We start from the raw sequence: 18,337 nt of genomic DNA, 5'->3' as shown, positions 1-18,337 counted from the left end.
ACAACGGTCCTGATGACCGGCGCCCTCTTCCCGGCCGCCCATCATCAGGACCGAAGGAACACATGAACCCCTACAGAGGCGTGCCCGTCGCCGTCGTGCTCTGTGCCTGCACGGTGGTCCCGCTCCTCGTGGCGACCCCTGCCGCCGCCGACGGAGCGCTCGCCACGTCCCGCTTCGCGGCGGCGGGCCGTGACACCGTCAAGCCCGCCGCTCCCACCGGCGTCAAGGCGACGTACAGCACCTCGACCCGCAAGGCGAAGGTGACCTGGTCCGCGAACCGGGAGCGGGATCTCTCGGGCTACCGGGTGTACCGGCGCGTCAAGGGCAGCACCAGTTGGACGAAGCTGGTCACCACGAAGACGAGGTCCCACACCGACAGCCCGCCCGCCACCGGCGCCACCTACTACTACGAGATCCGTGCCTACGACAGGTCGGGCAACACCTCCAAGGGCAGCACCGACCGTGCCGTCACCAGCGTCGACAGGACGCCTCCGGGCAAGCCCTCGGGGGTCACCGCGAAGAACAGCCAGCCGGGCATCACGGTGGCCTGGAAGACGGTGCCCGGCGCGAAGTCCTATGTCGTGCACCGCCGCTGGGAGTACGACGGCGAGGGCAATCCCGTACTGAAGATGGCGACGGTGACCTCCCCGACGTGGCGTGACACCACGATCAAGGAGAACCTGGACTACAGCTACTGGGTGACGGCGGTGGACGCCGGCGGCAACGCCTCCGCGAAGTCGGCGCCCAGGTTCATCTCACGCGGCGACCAAGCGCCCTCGGCACCCACCACGCTGAAGGCCGCGCCGCACCCGACCGGCATCAAGCTGACATGGAAAGCGCCGACTTCGCCGATCGCGTACGACCTGTCGAAGTACCTGATCCACCGGAACGGCCGACTCGTCGACGAGGTCTCCGTCCGTCAGACATCCTTCATCGACACCGGGGTCAAGCACGGCACCTCGTACACGTACACGATGACCACCGTGGACCGTGCGGGCCACCCGTCCGCCCCGTCGGCTCCTGCCCCGGGTACCGCGCCGTCCACCGGGCTGGCCCCGGCGGCCGTCGAGGAACTGACGGGGGTGATGGACGGCTACGAGATCCTGCTGTACTGGGCACGGAGCCCGGAGGACGATGTCAGCCACTACAGCGTCTACCGCGGTCTGCTCGTGGACGGGGTGTGGCAGTACGAACGGTGGAGCGATGTCGGCCACTACGCGTGGGACGACGATCCGTACCGCGGCTACCACCAGGAGGTCTACGATCCCCAGGGCGGGCCCGTCCGCTGGGCCGTGGTCGCGGTGGACGAAGCGGGCAACTCCCGTTTCGACAGCGGCGAGACGTTCTCCCACGTCGACGTGATCGAACCGCCGCCGCTGCCCGAGGAGTGAGGCGGACCCGCTCCGCACGGTCCCGGCCGGCCCGCGGCCGTCCCTTCCCAGCGGGGACGGTGGGCCGTCAGGGCCGGGGAGTCTCCTCGTCGCGGCGTGGCGCCCGGGCCCAGGACGGTAGCCACGCCGGTTCGGGGAGGGGTGGCAGGGTCGCGAAGTGCTCGATGACCGGGCGGAGTCCGGGGTGGGGGTTCGCCCGCAGGTGCATGAACGAGAGCGGGTAGACGAGCGCCGGGTTCACGATCGGGATACGTCGCAGGTCGTGGCCGGGCGGCCAGAGGTAGCGGTCACGCGAGCCCACGAAGGTGGCCACGTCCGAGGAGTCAGCGAGGATGTCGAGAAGCACCTCGTTGCCGAAGTTCGGTCCTGCGGCGTCGATCCGGAGATCGAACTCCGTGGCGAGCTGGTCGTAGAAGTCCGACCACTCGCTGCGCGGCACGATGCCCGGTACCCAGATCCGGTGCTTGCGCAACTGCGCCGGGGTCAGGGTGCGCGCGGCGGCGAGCGGGTGGCGCGGGCCGACCAGGAGTTCCAGCGGGGAGCCGAACGCGTGGATCATCCGCACCTCGCGCGGCAGCGCGGCCGGGTCGGTGACCGAGCGGAACGCGGCGTCGAGCTCGCCCGCCTCGACGGCGGCGACCACCACACGCGGATCGTCGGCCCTGAGCGTCACCACGTCGAGGTCGGTCCCGGGGTGTGACCGCCAGTAGTCGTGCAGGACGACGGCCTGCGCGGACCGCAGGCCGAGCACGTCGATCCGCAGGGCCCGCGAGCCCGGTCTGATCGCGGTGACGGCACGATCGGCACCCGTGACGATGTTCCGGGCGTGCGGGAGGAAGACCTGGCCGTCCAGTGTCGGCTCGACCCCCCGGGCGGTCCGGTCGAAGAGCCGCACATCGAGTTCGCGTTCAAGGGCCGCGATCCGTTTCGACGCGGCCTGCTGGGTGACGCCGAGCTCGTCCGCCGCGTGCCGCAGCTGTCCGAGTTCGGCCGCGCGGACGAACGTCCGTACTGCCTCGGTATCCATCGCCCGAGCGTAGGGGCGCCCAACCGGTGGTTGTGGCTCGCCCGGGAGCCGGTTGTCCGGCCCCGCGACGGCTCCGGTCAGCCCTTGCCGTTCAGCGCGAACCACACGGACTTGCTGACAGGGTCGAACCCCTCGTTCACACTGACCCCCCACCGGTCGGCCAGGCAGTCCACGAGCATGAGCCCCCGCCCGCCCTCGGCCGCGTCCCCGGGGAACGACCGGGGCGGCACGGGCCGCCGTCCCGGTTCCCGGTCGGTCACCCGCACGGTCACCGCCTCCGGGGTGATCGTCGCGTCCACGGTCAGCAGCGCGGCACCGGTGTGCTGGAGCACATTGGTCACCACCTCGGAGACGAGCAGCCGCACGGTGTCGGTGAGCTCCCCGTGCCCGTTCGTCACGAGCAGCGCCCCGACCAGGTCCCGGGTGACCTTCACGGTCGTCCCGGTGTTGGGAGCGGTGAAGCGGTAGCTGTGGCGTGGGGGGTCGAGGGGTGGTGCGGACATGCGTTCTCCCGGTGATCGTTCACGGCCGACTCGGGCCCGCCGACGGACACTTCCCCATGAGACGGGACATCCGGCGGGCACCACGGACAGTAGGACTCACTAGTGATACGGCACAATAGTGAGCCCGCGATTGCCCACGGAGGAGTGACACGGGCAGAGTTGGAACCCCGACCACGACCACGAGAGACGAGGGAACAGGGTGCCGCCGAGAGGCCAGCCAACGGCACGTCAGACGCGGATCGGCGCGGAACTGCGCAAGCTGCGTGAGGCATCGGGCATGACGAGCGCCCAGGCCGCCGCGTCCCTCGGATGGGAGAGACCGCGCGTCAGCCACATCGAGTCGGGCCGCCACGGCGTCAGCGGCGAACGGGTACGGCACCTGGCGGCCCACTACTCGGCCCGGGACACGGCGTACGTCGACGCCCTCGCGAAGATGGCCGACGACCACACCAAGGGCTGGTGGACCGCGTACAAGGACGTATTGCCGCCGACGATGCTGGACATCTCAGAGATGGAACATCACGCCGTGTACTTGCAGAGCATGCAGATGCTCGCGGTGCCCGGACTCCTCCAGACACCTGATTACGCTCGTTCCATCTTCGTCAACGGCAGTTGCCAACTCTCCCCGAATGTGATCGAGCAGCACATCGAGCACCGGATGGCCCGACGCCGAGTCCTCTCCGGGACGAATCCCACCCCGTTCACCGCGGTCGTTCATGAAGCGGGCCTTCGGATGCGCTACGGAAGTCGGGATATCGTCCGGTCCCAGCTACGGCATCTTTTGGAAGTTCAGGAGAACCCCTCGGTCACCATTCGAGTTGTCCCTTTCGACATCGACGCGTTTCACGGCTATGCCCAGTCGTTGCTGCACGCAGGGGGACCGGTGCCTCGGCTTGACACCATCCAGGTCGACAACGCGTACAGCCTCGAATTCCTTTCGGCAGATTCACAGCTCGTCCAGTGCCGCGCGCTGATCGAGCGCGCCTCGGCCGTCGCGCTAACGCCTGTCCAGTCAAACGATTTCATCCACAAAGTCATTCAGGAGTTGTGAGCGCGATGGAACCAGAGATCCGGTGGACCAAGTCATCGCTGTGCAATGGGGACACCCAGTGCCTGGAGATCGCTGTCACCCCTGACGGAATCCTCCTCCGCGAGAGCGGCACCCCCGGGACCGTCGTCACCACCACCCCCGAGAAGCTCCGCGCCTTCCTGCTCGGGATCAAGGCGGGCGAGTTCGACCACTTCGCCGAGGCGCCTACAGAAGCGTAGTCCGGCTCCTTCCTCAGAAGCGACTCAGTAGAGCCAGAACCCGGACCGCGACCACGCAGGATGCAGGACGAGGGGCAGGGTGCCGCCGAGAGACGCATCGGCATGGTCATCGGCTCGGTGAAGTCGGCAACCGACGACGCCATGTCCCTGTGCTCCATGGAACTGCTGATCGCCCCGGGCTGCTACCGACGCAGGGAAACGCCGCCGCCCTCTCCCTAGGAGCGATCAACGAGCGGCCGTTCTTACCACCAGCTACGAAGCCTGGTGGTGCTTGATCGGCCTGTACCGCCCGAACCCGAAGTTTTCCGAGCTGAATTGGCGTCGCGTAGCCGACACAAGCGCCTAAAGGTCATGCGCGAACAGCTTGCCTCGCTCGCGGCGGTGTCCCACCGGGAGAACGTGACGATCCGTGTCACCCCCTTCACGGCGCCGACGGTCACCTCATCCGTCCAGCCCTTCACCTTGGCGGGCGGTCCCGTGCCGCAACTGGACACGGTTCAGGTCAACAACGCCTTCGACGTGGCCTTCCTGGATGCCATTGCCCAGCTCGAAACGTATCGTGCACTTGTCAAGGCCATGCGAGACGTCGCGCTCGACAGCAGCGATTCACGGTCATTGATCCACGCGATCGCCAAGGAGATGTGAGACGACCATGAAGCACGACGAGATCCAGTGGCAGAAGTCCTCGCACTCCAGCGGGGGCGACGGCGGCCAGTGCATCGAGATAGCCACCGAGGGCGACACCGTCCTCCTCCGTGAGAGCGACACCCCCGGCACCGTCGTCACCACCACCCCCGAGAAGCTCCGCGCCTTCCTGCTCGGGATCAAGGCGGGCGAGTTCGACCACTTCACCGAGGCGCCCCCCGAGGGGTGAGTCGTCGGGCCGGTGAGATCCTGGCCCCGTGAACGCGCACCCCGGCTCCGCCGAGATCACCGTCCAGGTCGCCCCCGGGCTGGCCCTGTTCGTGCCGCACAAGCGGCGGGGCGGGGCCACCGGGCTCAAGGTGGACGGGACGTCCAGCCTCGGGCATGTCGTGGAGTCGCTCGGGGTGCCGCTGACCGAGGTGGGCTCGCTCGTCGTCGGGGGGCGGGACGTGGACGTGTCGTACGTGCCGCGGGGCGGGGAGTCCGTCGAGGTGCGGGGCGTCGTCCGGCCGCAGGACGTACCGGGGGCGCCGCTGCGGTTCCTGCTGGACGTGCACCTCGGGACGCTGGCGCGGCGGATGCGCGTACTCGGGGTCGACACCGCGTACGAGGCCGTCGACATCGGGGACCCCGCGCTCGCCACCCGGTCGGCCGCCGAGCGGCGGGTGCTGCTCAGCCGGGACCGGGGACTGCTGCGCCGCCGGGAACCGTGGGCGGGCGCCTATGTGTACAGCGACCGGCCGGACGAGCAACTGCGCGATGTGCTGGACCGGTTCGCGCCCCGGCTGCGGCCGTGGACCCGGTGCACCGCGTGCAACGGAACCCTCCGGGCGGCGACCAGGGACGAGGTCGCGGACCGGCTCGAAGACGGCACCCAGCGGTCGTACGACGTGTTCGCGCAGTGCGCCGACTGCGGCAACGTCTACTGGCGGGGCGCCCATCACAGCCAGTTGGAGCGGATGGTGGCCGACGCGCTCGCCGAGTTCGGGCCGGACGGGGCCGCGCGGACCACGACCGGAACCGAACCGCTCCCGCACGACTGAGCGTCCTTGTCCACGATCGACCACGATCACCTCATCCGTACGCGTACCAGGGGGACCTTCCGATGGCCAAGGCAGCGAGACGCTTCGTCCGGGGCACGGCTCCACTCGCCCTGCTGACCGTGCTGCTCGCGGGCTGCGGCGGCGCGTCGGACGCGGAGAAGTCCTCCGGGAACGAGGCCACCGGCGGGAAGGCCACGGTCGGGGGCGCGGGCTCCCCCTGCGCGCTGCCGGTCTCGTTCGACCTGGTGAAGGACTGGGAGGCGGGCGCCACCGACGCCGCTTCGGCGGCTCCGAACCCGCGGGGAACCGTATCCCTCGTCTGCGAGATCAGCGGCAACGCGGCCGGGACCCCGGGGCTGTTGCGCGTCTGGGCGGGCGGGACGGAGAAGGACCCGGAACGCGCGCTGAAGGAGTTCGTGGACGGGTTCACCCTCCGGCCGGTGACGGCCGACCACAGTGGCTTCGCGGCCGGTGGGCTCAAGGGGGCGGAGGTCGTGTACGCCGAGAAGAGCGGGACGGAGAAGGCCATGGCGAACCGTTCGCGGGCGTTCGCCGTGGGCACGGGGAAGGGTGTCGTCATCGTCCACCTCTGGGGGAGCGCCGACGCCGAGGCGGGGCTGCGCACCGCGTACGAGCTGGCGAAGCGGACCGTGCGTCCGTCGGGGTGAGCCGCCGGGTCGTGTGCGCGACGAGGGGGGCCGTGTACGCGACACGGCCCCCCTCACCCTCAGCGCGACACGTTCCGGTCAGCGGCCCGCACGGGGCCTGCGGAGGTCCGCCTTTCCGCAGGCGACGCCGTCACGGCTGGGGTCGAGCCGCAGCGGGTCGTCCTTGCCGTTGACGCGCAGCCGTCCGTAGTCGTGGCGGGCGAGCCACTCGCAGCGGGACACGGTCGTCCGCTTGACCTCCGGCGGGAAGTTGGTCGGCACACAGACATTGGCGGAGCCGTAGTGCCGGTCGCAGCCGGACACCGTGGGGCCCACGTCGTGCGAGGAGCGCTTCTTGCCGGGGCCGCGCGGCTTCGCCTTGAGCTCGTCCGCGAACTCGTGGACGTGCGCGGACGGACCGCTGTCGGACGCCCCCTGGCGCGCGGTGGAGCTCATCGCCGCCGGGCCGTCCAGCCGGACCCACTTCGCGACCGACGGAACGCCGTTCGCGTCGACGCCGAACAGCATGTACCAGCCGGGCGGCGCGAGGTTCGGGTTGCTCGTGACGTTCAGGTCGATGTTGTTGCCGTCGACGGTCAGGGGCAGGTCCACGAACCGCTGGTTGGGGTCGGAGGAGTGGGTGACCGCCGCCGGGCGGATCAGCTCGGCCTTGACGATCGGACGGTCCACGGTGATCCGCTGGGTGTCCCCGTAGTTCCACTCGGTGTCGATGACCGACGTGATCTGCGGGCGCGGGCCCTTCAGGAGGTACGGCGGGGTGTAGATCGACACGTTGTGGTTGTAGCTGTTGTTGCCGGGGTTGTCGCCGGTCGACATCACGCGGCCGTCGGGCAGCAGGAACGACGACGAGTGGTAGCCCCGGGCCTGCGGGTCGGTCGCGACCTTGTCGAAGGTCTCCGTCGCCGGGTCGAAGATCGACGCCGAGTACACGGGGTCCGCCCGGTTGTGCAGGGAGCCGCCGGTCTCCAGGACCTTGCCGTCCGGGAGGAGGACCGCCGACAGATACATCTTGCCCTGGTCACCGGTCTGCGGGACCTGTCCGGCGCCCCGGTCGACGGTGCCCTGCGGCAGCGGCGGCCCGGCGACATAACGGGGGTTCGGGTCCTTGAGGTCGATGATGTCGGTGAGCCGGTTGGCGTCCGGATTGGAGTCGATGTTGCCGCCGCCGAGGGTGAGGACCTTCTGGTCCTGCGCGGGCGGCAGCAGCACGCTCGCCGACTGGTCGCGCTGGTCCTTGTTCTGGAGACCCGGCACATCGGTGATGGTGTTGGCGTCGTAGTCGTAGACCGACGCGCCGGTGCCGGGGGTGCCGTTGCCGAAGACATGGCTGCCGGAGTAGAAGAGACGCCCGTCCTGCATCAGGATCATCGACGGGTACAGGCCCCAGTACGACCAGGTCTGGTTGACCTGCCAGGTGGGCAGCCAGCGGTTCTGGGCGGCCGACCAGCGCTCGGCGGTCACCGAGCCGGTGGAGTCCTCCTTGAGCCCGCCGAAGGAGAGCACGTCGCCGTTGCCGAGGGCGGTCGCGGACGGGTACCAGTGGCCGTCGTTCATGTCGTTGGTCTTCACGTACGACTCGGTCGCCGGGTCGAAGACGTAGCTGTCCTTGTAGCCCTTGTACCCGTGGGAACCGTCCGCCGCCGGATAGGCCATGTTGCCGCTCATGATGAGGACCCGGCCGTCCCTGAGCTGGACGTGGCCCGCGCAGAACATGTCCTTGGGCGTGGGGATCGTGGTGTACGTACCCGCCTGCGGGTCGTACAGCGCCGAGGTGAACGTCCCCGCCTCGAACATCTCCTCGCTGTTGCCCGAACCGGCGATCAGCAGCACCTTGCCGTTGTGCAGGACCACGGAGTGCATGGAGCGCACCGGGTTCTGCGTCGGCAGCACCTCCCACTTGCCGTCCGCGCACTCCTGCGCGGTCCCGGTGCACTCCGGGTCCGGCGGGGTGACGGTGACATCCTGCATCGTGTAGTCGTCGGTGGTGACGGAGCCCGTGCCGTACACGGACACGCCCCAGGTGATCTGGTCGGTGCCCGGCGGGATCTCCGGGGTGCGTACCTCGGCGTGCTCGTACCCGGCGGCCACCGGCAGGGTCCGCAGATCCGTCCAGTACTGCCAGCCGGCGGTGGCGTCCCGGCGGAACAGCGTCACCGAGGTGTCCGGGGTCGTCGACTTGTACCAGAAGCCCAGGTCGTACTGCTTGCCCGGCTGGACGTTCGGGGCGCAGGCGGCGTTCTCGGTGATCATCGCCTTGCGGTCGCCGTCGGCGCGGCGGGTCAGTTCGACCTTCATCGCCTTGGTGCCGGTGTGCGCGTCCGCGACGGTCTCGAACGTGAAGTCGTTGTCGCCCCAGCCGGACTTCGCCCAGCAGTGCGGCATGTCGGAACCCGCCGCGCCCGCGGTCTCGAAGCCGGGGTTGGTGAGGAGGTTCGCGGCGGACGCGGGCGGGGGCGCGGCGAGCAGCAGCCCGCCGACCATGGCGGCCACCCCGATGAGCGCGGTTCTTCGCCGTCTCGGGGAGCGGGCGCGTCCGGCTGGCCTCAGGCGCGCGGGGATGAGGGTCATGGGCTACTGCCTTCCGTGCTGGGCCGGGCGGCTCGTTCCGTGGGGGTGGGGGGCGTCCTCGGTGGGGGCGATGCCTTCGGTGCCGGTGGTGTTCTCGGTGCCGGTGGTGCCTTCGGTGCCGGTGACGGTGCCGGTCGTGCCTCCGGTGCCGGTGGTGGTGGCGTGGCCGTCGCGGCTGTCGTGTCCCGTGGGGCCCGTGCGTCCCGTACGACCAGCGCCTCCCGTACGACCGCCGCGTCCCGTACGACCGCTTCCCGTACGCCCGGCGCGTCCCGTGCGGTCGCGGGCGGGCAGGTAGATCAGGGCCTCCGTACCGGCGAAGCGCAGCACGAACGTGGTGACCAGGGCCAGTGCGGTGGCGGGCAGCACCGCCATGTGCCACTGGCCGACGAGCAGCGCGATCAGCGGGATACGGAGCACGAGGTCGGCGTTGGCTATCAGCGCGAAGCGGGCCGTGCGGTCGGCCCAGTGGCGGTGACCGCGGCGGTCGTGGAACAGCAGCAGCTCGATGAGGAGGAAGTTCCAGGCCACCCCGGCCTGGTTGGCGACGATCTCGGCGGGCAGGTAGTGCATCCCGGCGGTGGTGAGGCCGTGCAGGGCGAGCAGATTGGGCAGGAACCCGGTCAGTCCGATCAGCCCGAAGACGATCATCCGGGCGAGCCGCGAGGAGGTCCGCAGGGCGAGGAGATGGCGCAGGAAGCGCAGTCCCTCCCTGGCCGTCGACTTGGACTCGCCCGCGTAGCGGTCCTGGAACTCGAAGGGCACCTCGGTGACCCCCGGCGGGCGGAGGCGGACCGCGAGCTCCAGCAGGATCTTGTAGCCGAGGGGCTGGAGCGCGTCGGCGGTGACCGCGGTGCGGCGGATCGCGAAGAAGCCGCTCATCGGGTCGCTGATACCGCGCAGTCCGCGCGGGAAGAGGCCCTTGGTGAGCCAGGTCGACAGCCGGGACACGGCGATCCGGTAGCCGCCCGCGAGTCCCGCGCGGCTGCCGCCCTCGATGTAGCGGCTGGCGACGACGAGGGTGGCGCGGGAGCGTTCCCCGGCGGCGACGAGTTCGGGGACGAGGGCGGGCGGATGCTGGAGGTCGCCGTCCATGACGACGACCCAGGGCGAGGTGGCGGCCCTGATGCCCTCGACGACCGCGCCGCCGAGGCCGCCGGTGGGCCGCTCCCGGTGGATGAGCGTGACGGGGAACGGACAGTCCTGCGCCGCCTCGGTGATCACCTCGGGGGTGTCGTCGGTGGAGTCGTCGACGAAGACGACCTCGCAGGGCAGCGCGGCCGGTACCGAGTCGGTGACGCGGCGCAGCAGTTCACGGATGTTCGCGGACTCGTTGAAGGTGGGGACGACGATGGTCACGGCACCTGGTTCGGGCCCGGGGTCGTCCTCCAGCCGGGCGTCCAGGTCGCCCGGGACCGTGCCCTCGTGGCCGTTCATCGTGTGCCTCCCGCGATCTTCCGGATCTCGACACGGTCCTCGCCCGCGCCGAAGACCTTGACGAGTGCGGAGTGCTCCAGCGCCGCTTTCACGTTGGGCAGGTTCACGGCGTCCCGCCGTACCGTCGGGGACGACACGACGTAGTCGAGGTCCCGCCAGCCGCGCGGCATCGTCTTCGTCACGGCCGGGTCGAGATCCGCTTTGTAGAACCAGACGGCTCCCAGGCCCGGTTGGTATCCGGCGTGCACAAGATCCAGCCACAGCGCGTCGTCCACGAGGACGCGGGTGCGGGCGGGGTCGGGGACCTCGTTCGCCATCCAGTGCGCGGCCTGCCGGTAGGGGGCGTTGGCGTCGGTGGTGAGGGCGATCCGGTTGCCCTCGTACCAGCGCGGGAGGACGAACGCGACGGCGGACGCGGTGAGCACGGCGGCGGTGGTGAGCCGCAGTCCCCGTACGCCCTGCTTCTCGCCGGGGCGGCGCCAGGTGCGCAGCAGCGCGTGGGCGACGCTCGCCGCGCCCCCGGCGAGCACCAGGGCCAGGAACGGCAGGGCCTGGACGACGTACATGGCGGGGAGGTAGCCGGAGGGCCGCATGGCGACCAGGGCGAGGATCGCGACGGACGCGGCGGGTCCGGCGAGGGCCCGGGCGGTGACCGACCAGGGGTAGGTGACGAGCAGCAGCAGCGCGCCCGCGAGTCCGCCGACCGGCAGGACGCGGTCGTAGTAGAGCCAGGACCGCAGGACGCCGTGCGAGCCGGAGCCCTCGTCGAGGATGAAGCCGGAGCCGGGGCGGCTCATCTGGTAGGTGATGCCGTCCCAGAGGGAGACATGGCCCGGACCGGGCAGCAACTCGCCCTTCAGCAGGGCGAACAGCGGGTACGACAGGCCGATCAGGGCGCACGCGGTGATGGCGCCGGTGAAGGCGAACTTACGGGTGTCGCGGTGGCTGTAGCGCCACATGGTGAACATCAGCGCGGGCAGCAGCAGGAGCATCGTCTCCTTGCTGAGCACGCCGATCGCGGCGGCGATCCCGGCGGCGAAGTGGTGCCACAGATGGCGGCTGGGGGACGCGGCGAGACAGAACGCGAGGAGTATCCACAGGACGGCGATGTTGTCGAGGTACATCTGCCGCTGGAGGATCACGGACAGCGGGGAGAGCCCGAACAGCGCCATCGCGAGCGCGGCGGACCAGCGCGGCAGCCACAGTCGGCGGGCGAGGACGTACAGCAGGACGGAGCTGGCGGCGCTGATCAGGAGCATCGCGAGCCGCATCACGCCGACGGTCATCGACTCGGGGGCGATCTGCGCGGGCAGCCAGGTCAGCGCGGCTATCTGGAGCCAGCCGACGGGCGGATGGTCGTACCAGTAGGTGTAGTGGGCGAGGCCCTCGCCCTGCTGGACGGCCCACGCCTGCGCGAGATAGGTGCCCTCGTCGTCGCTGAACGACGGGTACTGGGCGATGTTCCAGCCCTGGACCAGGACGATCAGCGCCAGCAGCGCCGCGCACACGGCGAGGTCGGTGCGTGAACTCCGGAACCGGACGACGGGCCGGTGGGTCATGACGGGGCGCCGGGGCGCGCGCAGGCGTCGCGCGGGGACAGGGGCAGTGTCCACCGCGGTGAGGGTGGAGGTCACGCGTGGGCGTCCTCTCGGGGATCGGCGTGGCGGGGGTCGGTGGCCGGGCCGGTCGCGAGATGGGCGCCGACATGGCTGGTCAGCTCCCAGTCGTGACGGCCGCGCTGCTCGCGCCAGACCGCGCGGATCGCGGCGCCCGCGAGGAGGACCTGGTAGAACGGTCCGCCGACGATGAGCTTGATGTAGTGCGTGACGCGGACCCGCAGCCCGTACTGCTTGCCGAAGTCGTGGAGTCCGACGACCTCGAAGACAAAGGTGACCAGGGCGGTCACGGCGGGCAGGAAGGTGAGGAACGCGATCCCGACGGGCACGTCGAGGAAGATCGCGACGGCCGCGTTCACGGGGATGACGACCCCGGAGAACGCCTGGAGGAACGGCGTCATCAGGGTGTAGCGGGCGAGCATGCGCTGACCGGCGGTGGGGAGCTGCTTCCAGTCCTTCTTCCGGTAGACCTGGAGGAATCCCTGGTTCCAGCGGGTGCGCTGCTTCAGCAGCGACATCAGGGTGCCGGGGGTCTCCTCACGGGTGACCATGTCGGAGTCGTACGCGACGACGACCTTCTTGCCGACGCTGGAGAGCCGTACCCCGAGGTCGCAGTCCTCGGCGAGGCATTCGGGGTCCCAGCCGCCCGCTTCGCGCAGCACGGTGGTGCGGACGAAGACGGTGTTCCCGCCGAGCGGGATGAACCCCTTCTGGGCGTGCAGATGCAGCCGGGAGCGGAACCAGAAGAAGTACTCCAGGCAGTTGCGCAGGCTGTACCAGCTCGAATGGAAGTTGATGAGCTGCACACCGCCCTGCACGACGTCCGCGCCGGTCGCGCGGAACGCGTGGTCGACATGGGTGAGCAGTTCGGGGTGGACCTGGTCCTCGGCGTCGAAGACCCCGACGATGTCACCCCGGCACGTCGGCAGCGCGGTGTTCAGCGCCTTGGGCTTGTTCTTGGCCTCGTGGGTGTCGACGACGACCCGGACCCGCGGGTCGCGTTCCTCGGCGCGGCGGGCGACCTCGGTGGTGTCCGGGTCGTCGTGGCCGACGATGACGATGATCTCGAAGTCGGTGTGCCCGGACTCCAGCAGCCGCTGGATGGTGTGGTCGAGCACCGCCTGTTCGTGGCGGGCCGGCAGCAGCAGCGAGAACGACAGCCCGGCCTCGCCCTCGGGCCTGCCGAAGCTGGTGGCGGCGAGCGTCTCCGGGGTGCGCCACGCGTGCATCTGCCACCAGAGCGTGAACGCCGCCATCCAGAACAGCGCCAGCGAAACGGCGGCGATGAACACGGACGTGAGCAACAGATCCCCCCAGATCCCCCTCGGTCGTACGACACGTCGTCGTACCCCCCAACCGATGTGGAGAGAGTAAGAGGGTTATATGACGATGGGGTGCACGGCCGAGAAATGGCCTGAATCCGATGGCCTGGTTCCGTCCTCCGATGTTTCGGGCACAGGAGGGAGGGATTCCGGTCGCGACAAGGAGGACGTGCGCTCAGCACCGCCCTCGCCGAGGCGGGGGCGGAACGAGGGGGGACTGCTCAAGTTGACCGAATATCACCGTCGTTGACGTCTACACGTACCCCGAGCGCGTCCGCGAGAAGGGTGGGATCGGTGGTGGGCGCGTCACAGGTGAAGTCCCGGCAGACGTACGCCGCCGCACGCCCCCGCACCAGCACCCGATCGGCGAGCAGCGGGAGTTCGACCTCGCGCACATCAACACGCTTACGGGAAGGGGGTTTCGGGCCTTCGGCGACACCTTGAGCGGTCCCGCTGGGTGTGGGGGCGGACTCGGGTGCGGGTCCGGGCTCGGACGTGGCCGGGGGCTCGGGCTCGGTTGCGGGCGGTGCGGGCTCGGTCGCGGACTCGGGCCCGGACGTGGTTGCGGGATCGGATGTGGGCGGCGTGGGCTCGGTCGCGGACGGTACGGGCTCGCCGACCGCGACGACGGCGCCGGGTGCGGTACCGAGCAGCGCCGTACGGTGCAGCAGCTCCCGCAGCGGATCACCCTCCGCGCCGACCACGGCCACCTCGCGCGGCCCGTCGAGCGCGGCTTCCGCGACGGCGAGGCCCCAGCCGACGAACCGGGGCACCTTCGGACCGAGCGCCTTGACGACCCCGAGGGCCCGTTCGGCGGCGGTGCGGTGCGGTTCGGAGCCGGTCTGCGCCGCGTACGACAGCAGGGCACCGGCCGCCGCGGTCCAGCCCGAGGGCGTGGCGTTGTCGGTGGGGTCCTGGGGGCGCCGGATCAGCTGCTCGGCGTCCGACGCGGTGTCGTACAGCGCGCCGCCCTCCCCCGTGAACCGGGCGAGCACATGGTCCAGCAGGAAGCCCGCGAATTCCAGCCACACACCTTCGCCGGTCACCGACGCCAGCGTGAGGAACCCTTCGGCGACATCGGCGTAGTCCTCCAGGACACCCGCGTTGGAACCGGGCCGGCCGTCCTTGGAGGTGCGCAGCAGCCGCGCCGCGTCGTCCATGTGCAGCCGTACGAGGACATCGGCCGCGCGGACCGCGGCCTCCACCAGGTCGGGGCGGTCGAAGTAGGCGCCGGTCTCCGCGAGCGCGGCGATGGCGAGCCCGTTCCAGGCGGCGACCACCTTGTCGTCACGGGCGGGGGCGGGGCGCCGCGAGCGGGCGTCGAGCAGCCGCTCCCGTACGGAGGCGACGCGCTCGGCGTCGACCACCGTCTCGGTGACGGGCAGTTGCAGGACGGACGCGCCTTCCTCGAAGGTGCCCTCCTCGGTGACGCCGTAGTACGTGGCGGCGAGCTCGGCGTCCTGCTCCCCGAGCACCTCGCGGAGTCCGGCGGGGGTCCATACGTAGTAGGCGCCCTCGACGTGCCGGCCCTCGGCGTCCTCGCTGTCCGCGTCGAGCGCGGAGGCGAACGCGCCGTGTTCGGTGCCCAGTTCGCGGACCATGAAGTCGGCGGTCTCCAGGGCGACCCGCCGGGCCGACTCCGAGCCGGTGGACCGCCACAGATGGGCGTACACACGGCACAGCAGGGCGTTGTCGTACAGCATCTTCTCGAAGTGGGGCACGACCCACTCGCGGTCCACGGAGTAGCGGGCGAAACCGCCGCCGAGCTGGTCGTAGATCCCGCCGCGCGCCATCCGCTCGGCGGTGTCGAGCGCCATCTGGAGCGCGCCCTCCGCGCCGGTGCGGGCGTGATGGCGCAGCAGGAACTCCAGCACCATGGACGGCGGGAACTTCGGGGCGCCCCCGAATCCGCCGTACCGCTCGTCGTACTCCCGGGTCAGCCCCAGCAGGGCCTGCGCCTGCTCCTGCTCCCCGGGCCGCTCCCCGTCGCCGAGCCCGATCTCGCGTTCCCCGAGGTCCCGGGCGATCTTCGCGGCGACCTCGGCGACCTCACCGCGCCTGCCCTCCCACGCCTGGCGCACCCCGTCGAGCACCTGCCGGAACGACGGCATGCCGTGCCGGGGCTCGGGCGGGAAGTACGTACCGAAGTAGAACGGCTCCGCGTCCGGCGTCAGGAACACGGTCATCGGCCAGCCGCCCTGCCCGGTCGCGGCCTGCACCGCCTCCATATAGACGGCATCGACGTCCGGGCGCTCCTCCCGGTCCACCTTCACACTCACGAAGTGCTCGTTGAGCAGCGCGGCGGTGGCCTCGTCCTCGAACGACTCGTGCGCCATCACGTGGCACCAGTGGCACGCGGAGTAGCCGACCGACAGCAGTACGGGTACATCGCGCCGCCGGGCTTCCTCGAAAGCCTCCGTCGTCCAGGGCCACCAGTCCACCGGATTGGAGACGTGCTGGAGCAGGTAGGGCGACTGCTCGTCGGCCAGTCGGTTCATACCGGCATCGTCGCATGATCCGGACCCTCCGGCCGAGCTTTGCGTGGCCAGGGTCGCCGGGTCGGTTCGCTGTGGGAAGGCGACTGGCCGAGAACGAACGGATCGGTCGTCAGGGTCCGCCGTACATGCCTTCGAGCCCGCAGAGGGGCGCGGGGTGTGGGCGGGCCGCCGGGACTCCCGGTCCGGTAGTGGTCGATCGACTCGAAGGCTCCCCGACGTGACGGCGCCTGCGGATCATCGCCGCCGGCACTTCTTCCCTGTGCTGCTGTCAGAGGTTCGCGTCGATGAACTCTGTGAGCTGGGACTTCGACATGGCGCCGGCCTTGGTCGCGGTCACGATGCCGTTCTTGAAGACGAGAAGGGCCGGGATGGCCCTCACGTCGTACTGAGGTGCGGTGGCCGGATTCTGGTCGATGTTCAGCTTGGCGACGGTGAGCCTCCCGGCGTACTCGGCGGCGATCTCGTCGAGGATGGGCGCCAGTATCTTGCACGGCCCGCACCACTCGGCCCAGAACTCGACCAGCACGGGCCCTTCGGCCCGCAGCACGCGCTCCTCGAAGGAATGGTCGGTCAGTTCGGTGACGGTACCGCTCATCAGACCTCACCTCGTCGTTTCGTTTCCTGGAGTACCCGCCCCTCCGGGGGCGCGGCCCGCGCACTGCGCGGGGCGGTTCCGTAGTCGGGAATCGTTCACCGAGGGGCCGGGCGGTGCCGTGGTGCTCTGCCCGGCCCCTCGGCCGTTCCGCACCTGGATTCATCGCGATGGGCGCGGGGGTGGCACGTGGTGTTGGGGTGGTCAGGTGCAGTTGATGATGAGGGAGGTGGTGGCGGTGCAGGTGCGGGTGGCGGTGTCGTTGGCGGGGTTGGGGTCGGTGGGTGCGGAGGCGGTGCGGGTGGCCGTGACGGTGTAGGGGCGGCCGAGGGTGAGGAGGGCGACGGGGAGGGTGAAGTGGCGGGTGACGCTGTCACCGGCGGGCAGGTTGGTGAGGGTGCAGGTGACCTTGCCCGCGGTGGGGGTGCAGTCCGGGCTGGTCGCGGTCAAGGAGCCGGGCAGGGTGGCGGTGACCGTCGCCGAGGTAAGAGTGGCGGGCCCGTCGTTGGTGAGCGTGAGGGTGTAGTTCACGCGTCCGTTGAGGAGGCCGGGGACCGGGGTCGCGGCCAGGGCGACGGCGAGGTCGGCGTCGGGGGCCGGGAGTGCGCCGACGGCGATCGCCACAGGGCCCTGGCCGACGGTGACGGTTGCGGTGACGGTGTTCGTACCGGTGTCGATCACCGAGACCGTGCCGGCGTATGCGTTGGCGGTGTAGGCGCGGGAGTCGTCCGGGGACAGGGCCACTGACTGGGATCCGTTCCCGACAGGGACGGTGGCGGTGATGGTCCGGGTGCCGGTGTCGATCACCGACACCGTGTCGTCGACGAGGTTGGCGGTGTAGGCGCGGGCCCCGTCCCGGGACAAGGTCACCGAGCGGGGCAGATTCCCGGTCGGGATCGTGCCGGTGACGGTATGGGTCGCCGTGTCGATCACCGACAGCGAGTCGCCGTAGGAGTTGGCGGCGTACACGGTGGAGCTGTCCGGGGACACCACCACCGATGCCGGGCTCCTGCCGACGGCGACCGTGCCGGTGACGGTGTTCGTGGCGGTGTCGATCACCGACACCTGGTTGGCGTCGGAGTCGGCGGTGTAGGCACGGCTCCCGTCCGGGGACACCGCGACCGACTGGGGTGCGTTCCCGACCGGGACGGTGGCGGTGACCGTGTTCGTCGCGGTGTCGATCACCGACACCGAATCACCGATGTAGTTGACGGCGTACAGGCGGGAGTTGTCCGGCGAGACCTTCACCGATGCCGGGCTCCTGCCGACGGAGACCGTGTCGGTGACGGTGTTCGTGGCGGTGTCGATCACCGACACCGTGTCGTCCAGGTAGTTGGCGGTGTAGACACGGGTCCCGTCCGGGGACAGGGTGACCGACTGGGGTGCGTTCCCGACCGGGACGGTGGCGGTGACCGCGTTCGTGGCCGTATCGATCACCGACACCGAACCAGCGTTGATATTGGCCGTATAGGCGTACACCGGCGGTGCGGCGGCCCGCACCGGGGCCGACGCGGCGGACGCTGTCAGGGGGGCAAGACAGCCTGCGGCGACCGTCAGTACGACGGCGAGACGGGACAGCTTCCGGACGGCAGGGGCTGAGACGGGAGTGGCAGGCAACAGGGAACTCCTCGTTGATACGGACGGCCCCACCGCCCCGGGGCCTGGGCGGTGGCGACGCGGATGGTCGGCCGGACGGCAACGGGGCCCCGTCCGAGCCCGGACATACGGCTGGGCGGGTACGCGTCGTCATCTGGGGAC

Annotated in this window: 16 protein-coding genes and 1 pseudogene; 8 read left to right on the top strand and 9 right to left on the bottom strand. The window is 70.3% G+C overall.

The features are described 5' to 3' along the window. Window positions 1–62 precede the first annotated feature (62 nt). A complete protein-coding gene (locus tag AB852_RS06500; protein ID WP_073784449.1) occupies window positions 63–1,391 on the top strand; it encodes a fibronectin type III domain-containing protein in 1,329 nt (442 codons plus the stop codon). Between the two features lie 67 nt (window positions 1,392–1,458). Here AB852_RS06500 and AB852_RS06495 read toward each other — a convergent pair whose 3' ends face one another. After that, window positions 1,459–2,418 (bottom strand): LysR family transcriptional regulator, encoded by a 960-nt coding sequence (locus tag AB852_RS06495; protein ID WP_073784447.1) that lies wholly within the window; start codon window positions 2,416–2,418, stop codon window positions 1,459–1,461. A 77-nt stretch (window positions 2,419–2,495) separates the two neighbouring features. Further along, complete coding sequence (locus AB852_RS06490; protein WP_073784445.1) at window positions 2,496–2,921, bottom strand: ATP-binding protein; 426 nt, start codon at window positions 2,919–2,921, stop codon at window positions 2,496–2,498. Between the two features lie 199 nt (window positions 2,922–3,120). Between AB852_RS06490 and AB852_RS06485 the strand changes: the two genes are divergently transcribed. From AB852_RS06485 to AB852_RS06460, 7 genes are all read left to right on the top strand, one after another. Continuing rightward, entirely contained in the window at window positions 3,121–3,972 is an 852-nt protein-coding gene (locus AB852_RS06485; protein WP_073784443.1) for a helix-turn-helix domain-containing protein, read from the top strand. Between the two features lie 5 nt (window positions 3,973–3,977). Further along, the gene (locus AB852_RS06480; protein ID WP_073785533.1) at window positions 3,978–4,190 is read left to right on the top strand and encodes a DUF397 domain-containing protein; all 213 of its coding nucleotides are present in this window, start codon (window positions 3,978–3,980) and stop codon (window positions 4,188–4,190) included. A gap of 60 nt (window positions 4,191–4,250) precedes the next feature. After that, a complete protein-coding gene (locus tag AB852_RS39560; RefSeq protein WP_178390941.1) occupies window positions 4,251–4,409 on the top strand; it encodes a hypothetical protein in 159 nt (52 codons plus the stop codon). A gap of 45 nt (window positions 4,410–4,454) precedes the next feature. Further along, window positions 4,455–4,835, top strand: coding sequence for a Scr1 family TA system antitoxin-like transcriptional regulator (locus tag AB852_RS06475; protein WP_342748464.1), 381 nt, complete (start codon window positions 4,455–4,457; stop codon window positions 4,833–4,835). A 7-nt stretch (window positions 4,836–4,842) separates the two neighbouring features. Then, on the top strand, window positions 4,843–5,064 hold the full coding sequence (locus AB852_RS06470) for a DUF397 domain-containing protein (RefSeq protein WP_073784439.1): 222 nt from the start codon (window positions 4,843–4,845) through the stop codon (window positions 5,062–5,064). Window positions 5,065–5,092: 28 nt separating this feature from the next. Beyond that, window positions 5,093–5,878: a Mut7-C RNAse domain-containing protein gene (locus AB852_RS06465; RefSeq protein ID WP_073784437.1), complete on the top strand. Its 786-nt coding sequence runs from the start codon at window positions 5,093–5,095 to the stop codon at window positions 5,876–5,878. A gap of 62 nt (window positions 5,879–5,940) precedes the next feature. Next, complete coding sequence (locus AB852_RS06460) at window positions 5,941–6,546, top strand: lipoprotein (RefSeq protein WP_073784435.1); 606 nt, start codon at window positions 5,941–5,943, stop codon at window positions 6,544–6,546. Window positions 6,547–6,624: 78 nt separating this feature from the next. On the opposite strand, the gene AB852_RS06455 is transcribed toward AB852_RS06460, so the two are convergent. The 7 genes and pseudogenes from AB852_RS06455 to AB852_RS06425 all read right to left on the bottom strand — a co-directional run bounded on the left by AB852_RS06455 (window position 6,625) and on the right by AB852_RS06425 (window position 18,196). Then, window positions 6,625–9,114, bottom strand: a complete 2,490-nt coding sequence (locus AB852_RS06455; protein ID WP_073784433.1) for a galactose oxidase family protein — start codon at window positions 9,112–9,114, stop codon at window positions 6,625–6,627. A 234-nt stretch (window positions 9,115–9,348) separates the two neighbouring features. Next, window positions 9,349–10,551, bottom strand: a pseudogene (locus tag AB852_RS06450) (glycosyltransferase); the annotation flags it as partial. Beyond that, a complete protein-coding gene (locus AB852_RS06445) occupies window positions 10,548–12,185 on the bottom strand; it encodes an ArnT family glycosyltransferase (RefSeq protein ID WP_073784431.1) in 1,638 nt (545 codons plus the stop codon). The gene AB852_RS06445 and the pseudogene AB852_RS06450, both read right to left, overlap by 4 nt. After that, window positions 12,182–13,471, bottom strand: a complete 1,290-nt coding sequence (locus tag AB852_RS06440) for a glycosyltransferase (protein WP_073784429.1) — start codon at window positions 13,469–13,471, stop codon at window positions 12,182–12,184. The genes AB852_RS06445 and AB852_RS06440 overlap by 4 nt, the downstream gene beginning before the upstream one ends. A gap of 239 nt (window positions 13,472–13,710) precedes the next feature. Then, window positions 13,711–15,987 carry a thioredoxin domain-containing protein gene (locus tag AB852_RS06435; RefSeq protein WP_245876622.1) on the bottom strand — a complete coding sequence of 759 codons (2,277 nt, stop codon included), beginning with the start codon at window positions 15,985–15,987 and terminating at the stop codon, window positions 13,711–13,713. 268 nt (window positions 15,988–16,255) lie between these two features. Beyond that, window positions 16,256–16,582 (bottom strand): thioredoxin TrxA, encoded by a 327-nt coding sequence (gene trxA, locus AB852_RS06430; protein ID WP_073784427.1) that lies wholly within the window; start codon window positions 16,580–16,582, stop codon window positions 16,256–16,258. Window positions 16,583–16,783: 201 nt separating this feature from the next. Further along, entirely contained in the window at window positions 16,784–18,196 is a 1,413-nt protein-coding gene (locus tag AB852_RS06425; RefSeq protein WP_073784425.1) for a YVTN family beta-propeller repeat protein, read from the bottom strand. Window positions 18,197–18,337 lie beyond the last annotated feature (141 nt).

This window comes from Streptomyces uncialis (assembly GCF_001905345.1).
GTDB classification, from domain to species: domain Bacteria; phylum Actinomycetota; class Actinomycetes; order Streptomycetales; family Streptomycetaceae; genus Streptomyces; species Streptomyces uncialis.
Note: the sequence above shows the minus strand (reverse complement) of the source record. Positions and strands in the feature narration are given on the sequence as shown.

What these genes read in the sequence shown, in the direction of transcription:
- AB852_RS06460 (WP_073784435.1), top strand. Translation starts at nt 5,941, where the DNA reads ATGGCCAAGGCAGCGAGACGCTTCGTCCGGGGCACGGCTCCACTCGCC.
- AB852_RS06470 (WP_073784439.1), top strand. Translation starts at nt 4,843, where the DNA reads ATGAAGCACGACGAGATCCAGTGGCAGAAGTCCTCGCACTCCAGCGGG.
- AB852_RS06435 (WP_245876622.1), bottom strand. Translation starts at nt 15,987, where the DNA reads ATGAACCGACTGGCCGACGAGCAGTCGCCCTACCTGCTCCAGCACGTC.
- AB852_RS39560 (WP_178390941.1), top strand. Translation starts at nt 4,251, where the DNA reads ATGCAGGACGAGGGGCAGGGTGCCGCCGAGAGACGCATCGGCATGGTC.
- AB852_RS06490 (WP_073784445.1), bottom strand. Translation starts at nt 2,921, where the DNA reads ATGTCCGCACCACCCCTCGACCCCCCACGCCACAGCTACCGCTTCACC.
- AB852_RS06455 (WP_073784433.1), bottom strand. Translation starts at nt 9,114, where the DNA reads ATGACCCTCATCCCCGCGCGCCTGAGGCCAGCCGGACGCGCCCGCTCC.
- AB852_RS06480 (WP_073785533.1), top strand. Translation starts at nt 3,978, where the DNA reads ATGGAACCAGAGATCCGGTGGACCAAGTCATCGCTGTGCAATGGGGAC.
- AB852_RS06500 (WP_073784449.1), top strand. Translation starts at nt 63, where the DNA reads ATGAACCCCTACAGAGGCGTGCCCGTCGCCGTCGTGCTCTGTGCCTGC.
- AB852_RS06495 (WP_073784447.1), bottom strand. Translation starts at nt 2,418, where the DNA reads ATGGATACCGAGGCAGTACGGACGTTCGTCCGCGCGGCCGAACTCGGA.
- trxA (WP_073784427.1), bottom strand. Translation starts at nt 16,582, where the DNA reads ATGAGCGGTACCGTCACCGAACTGACCGACCATTCCTTCGAGGAGCGC.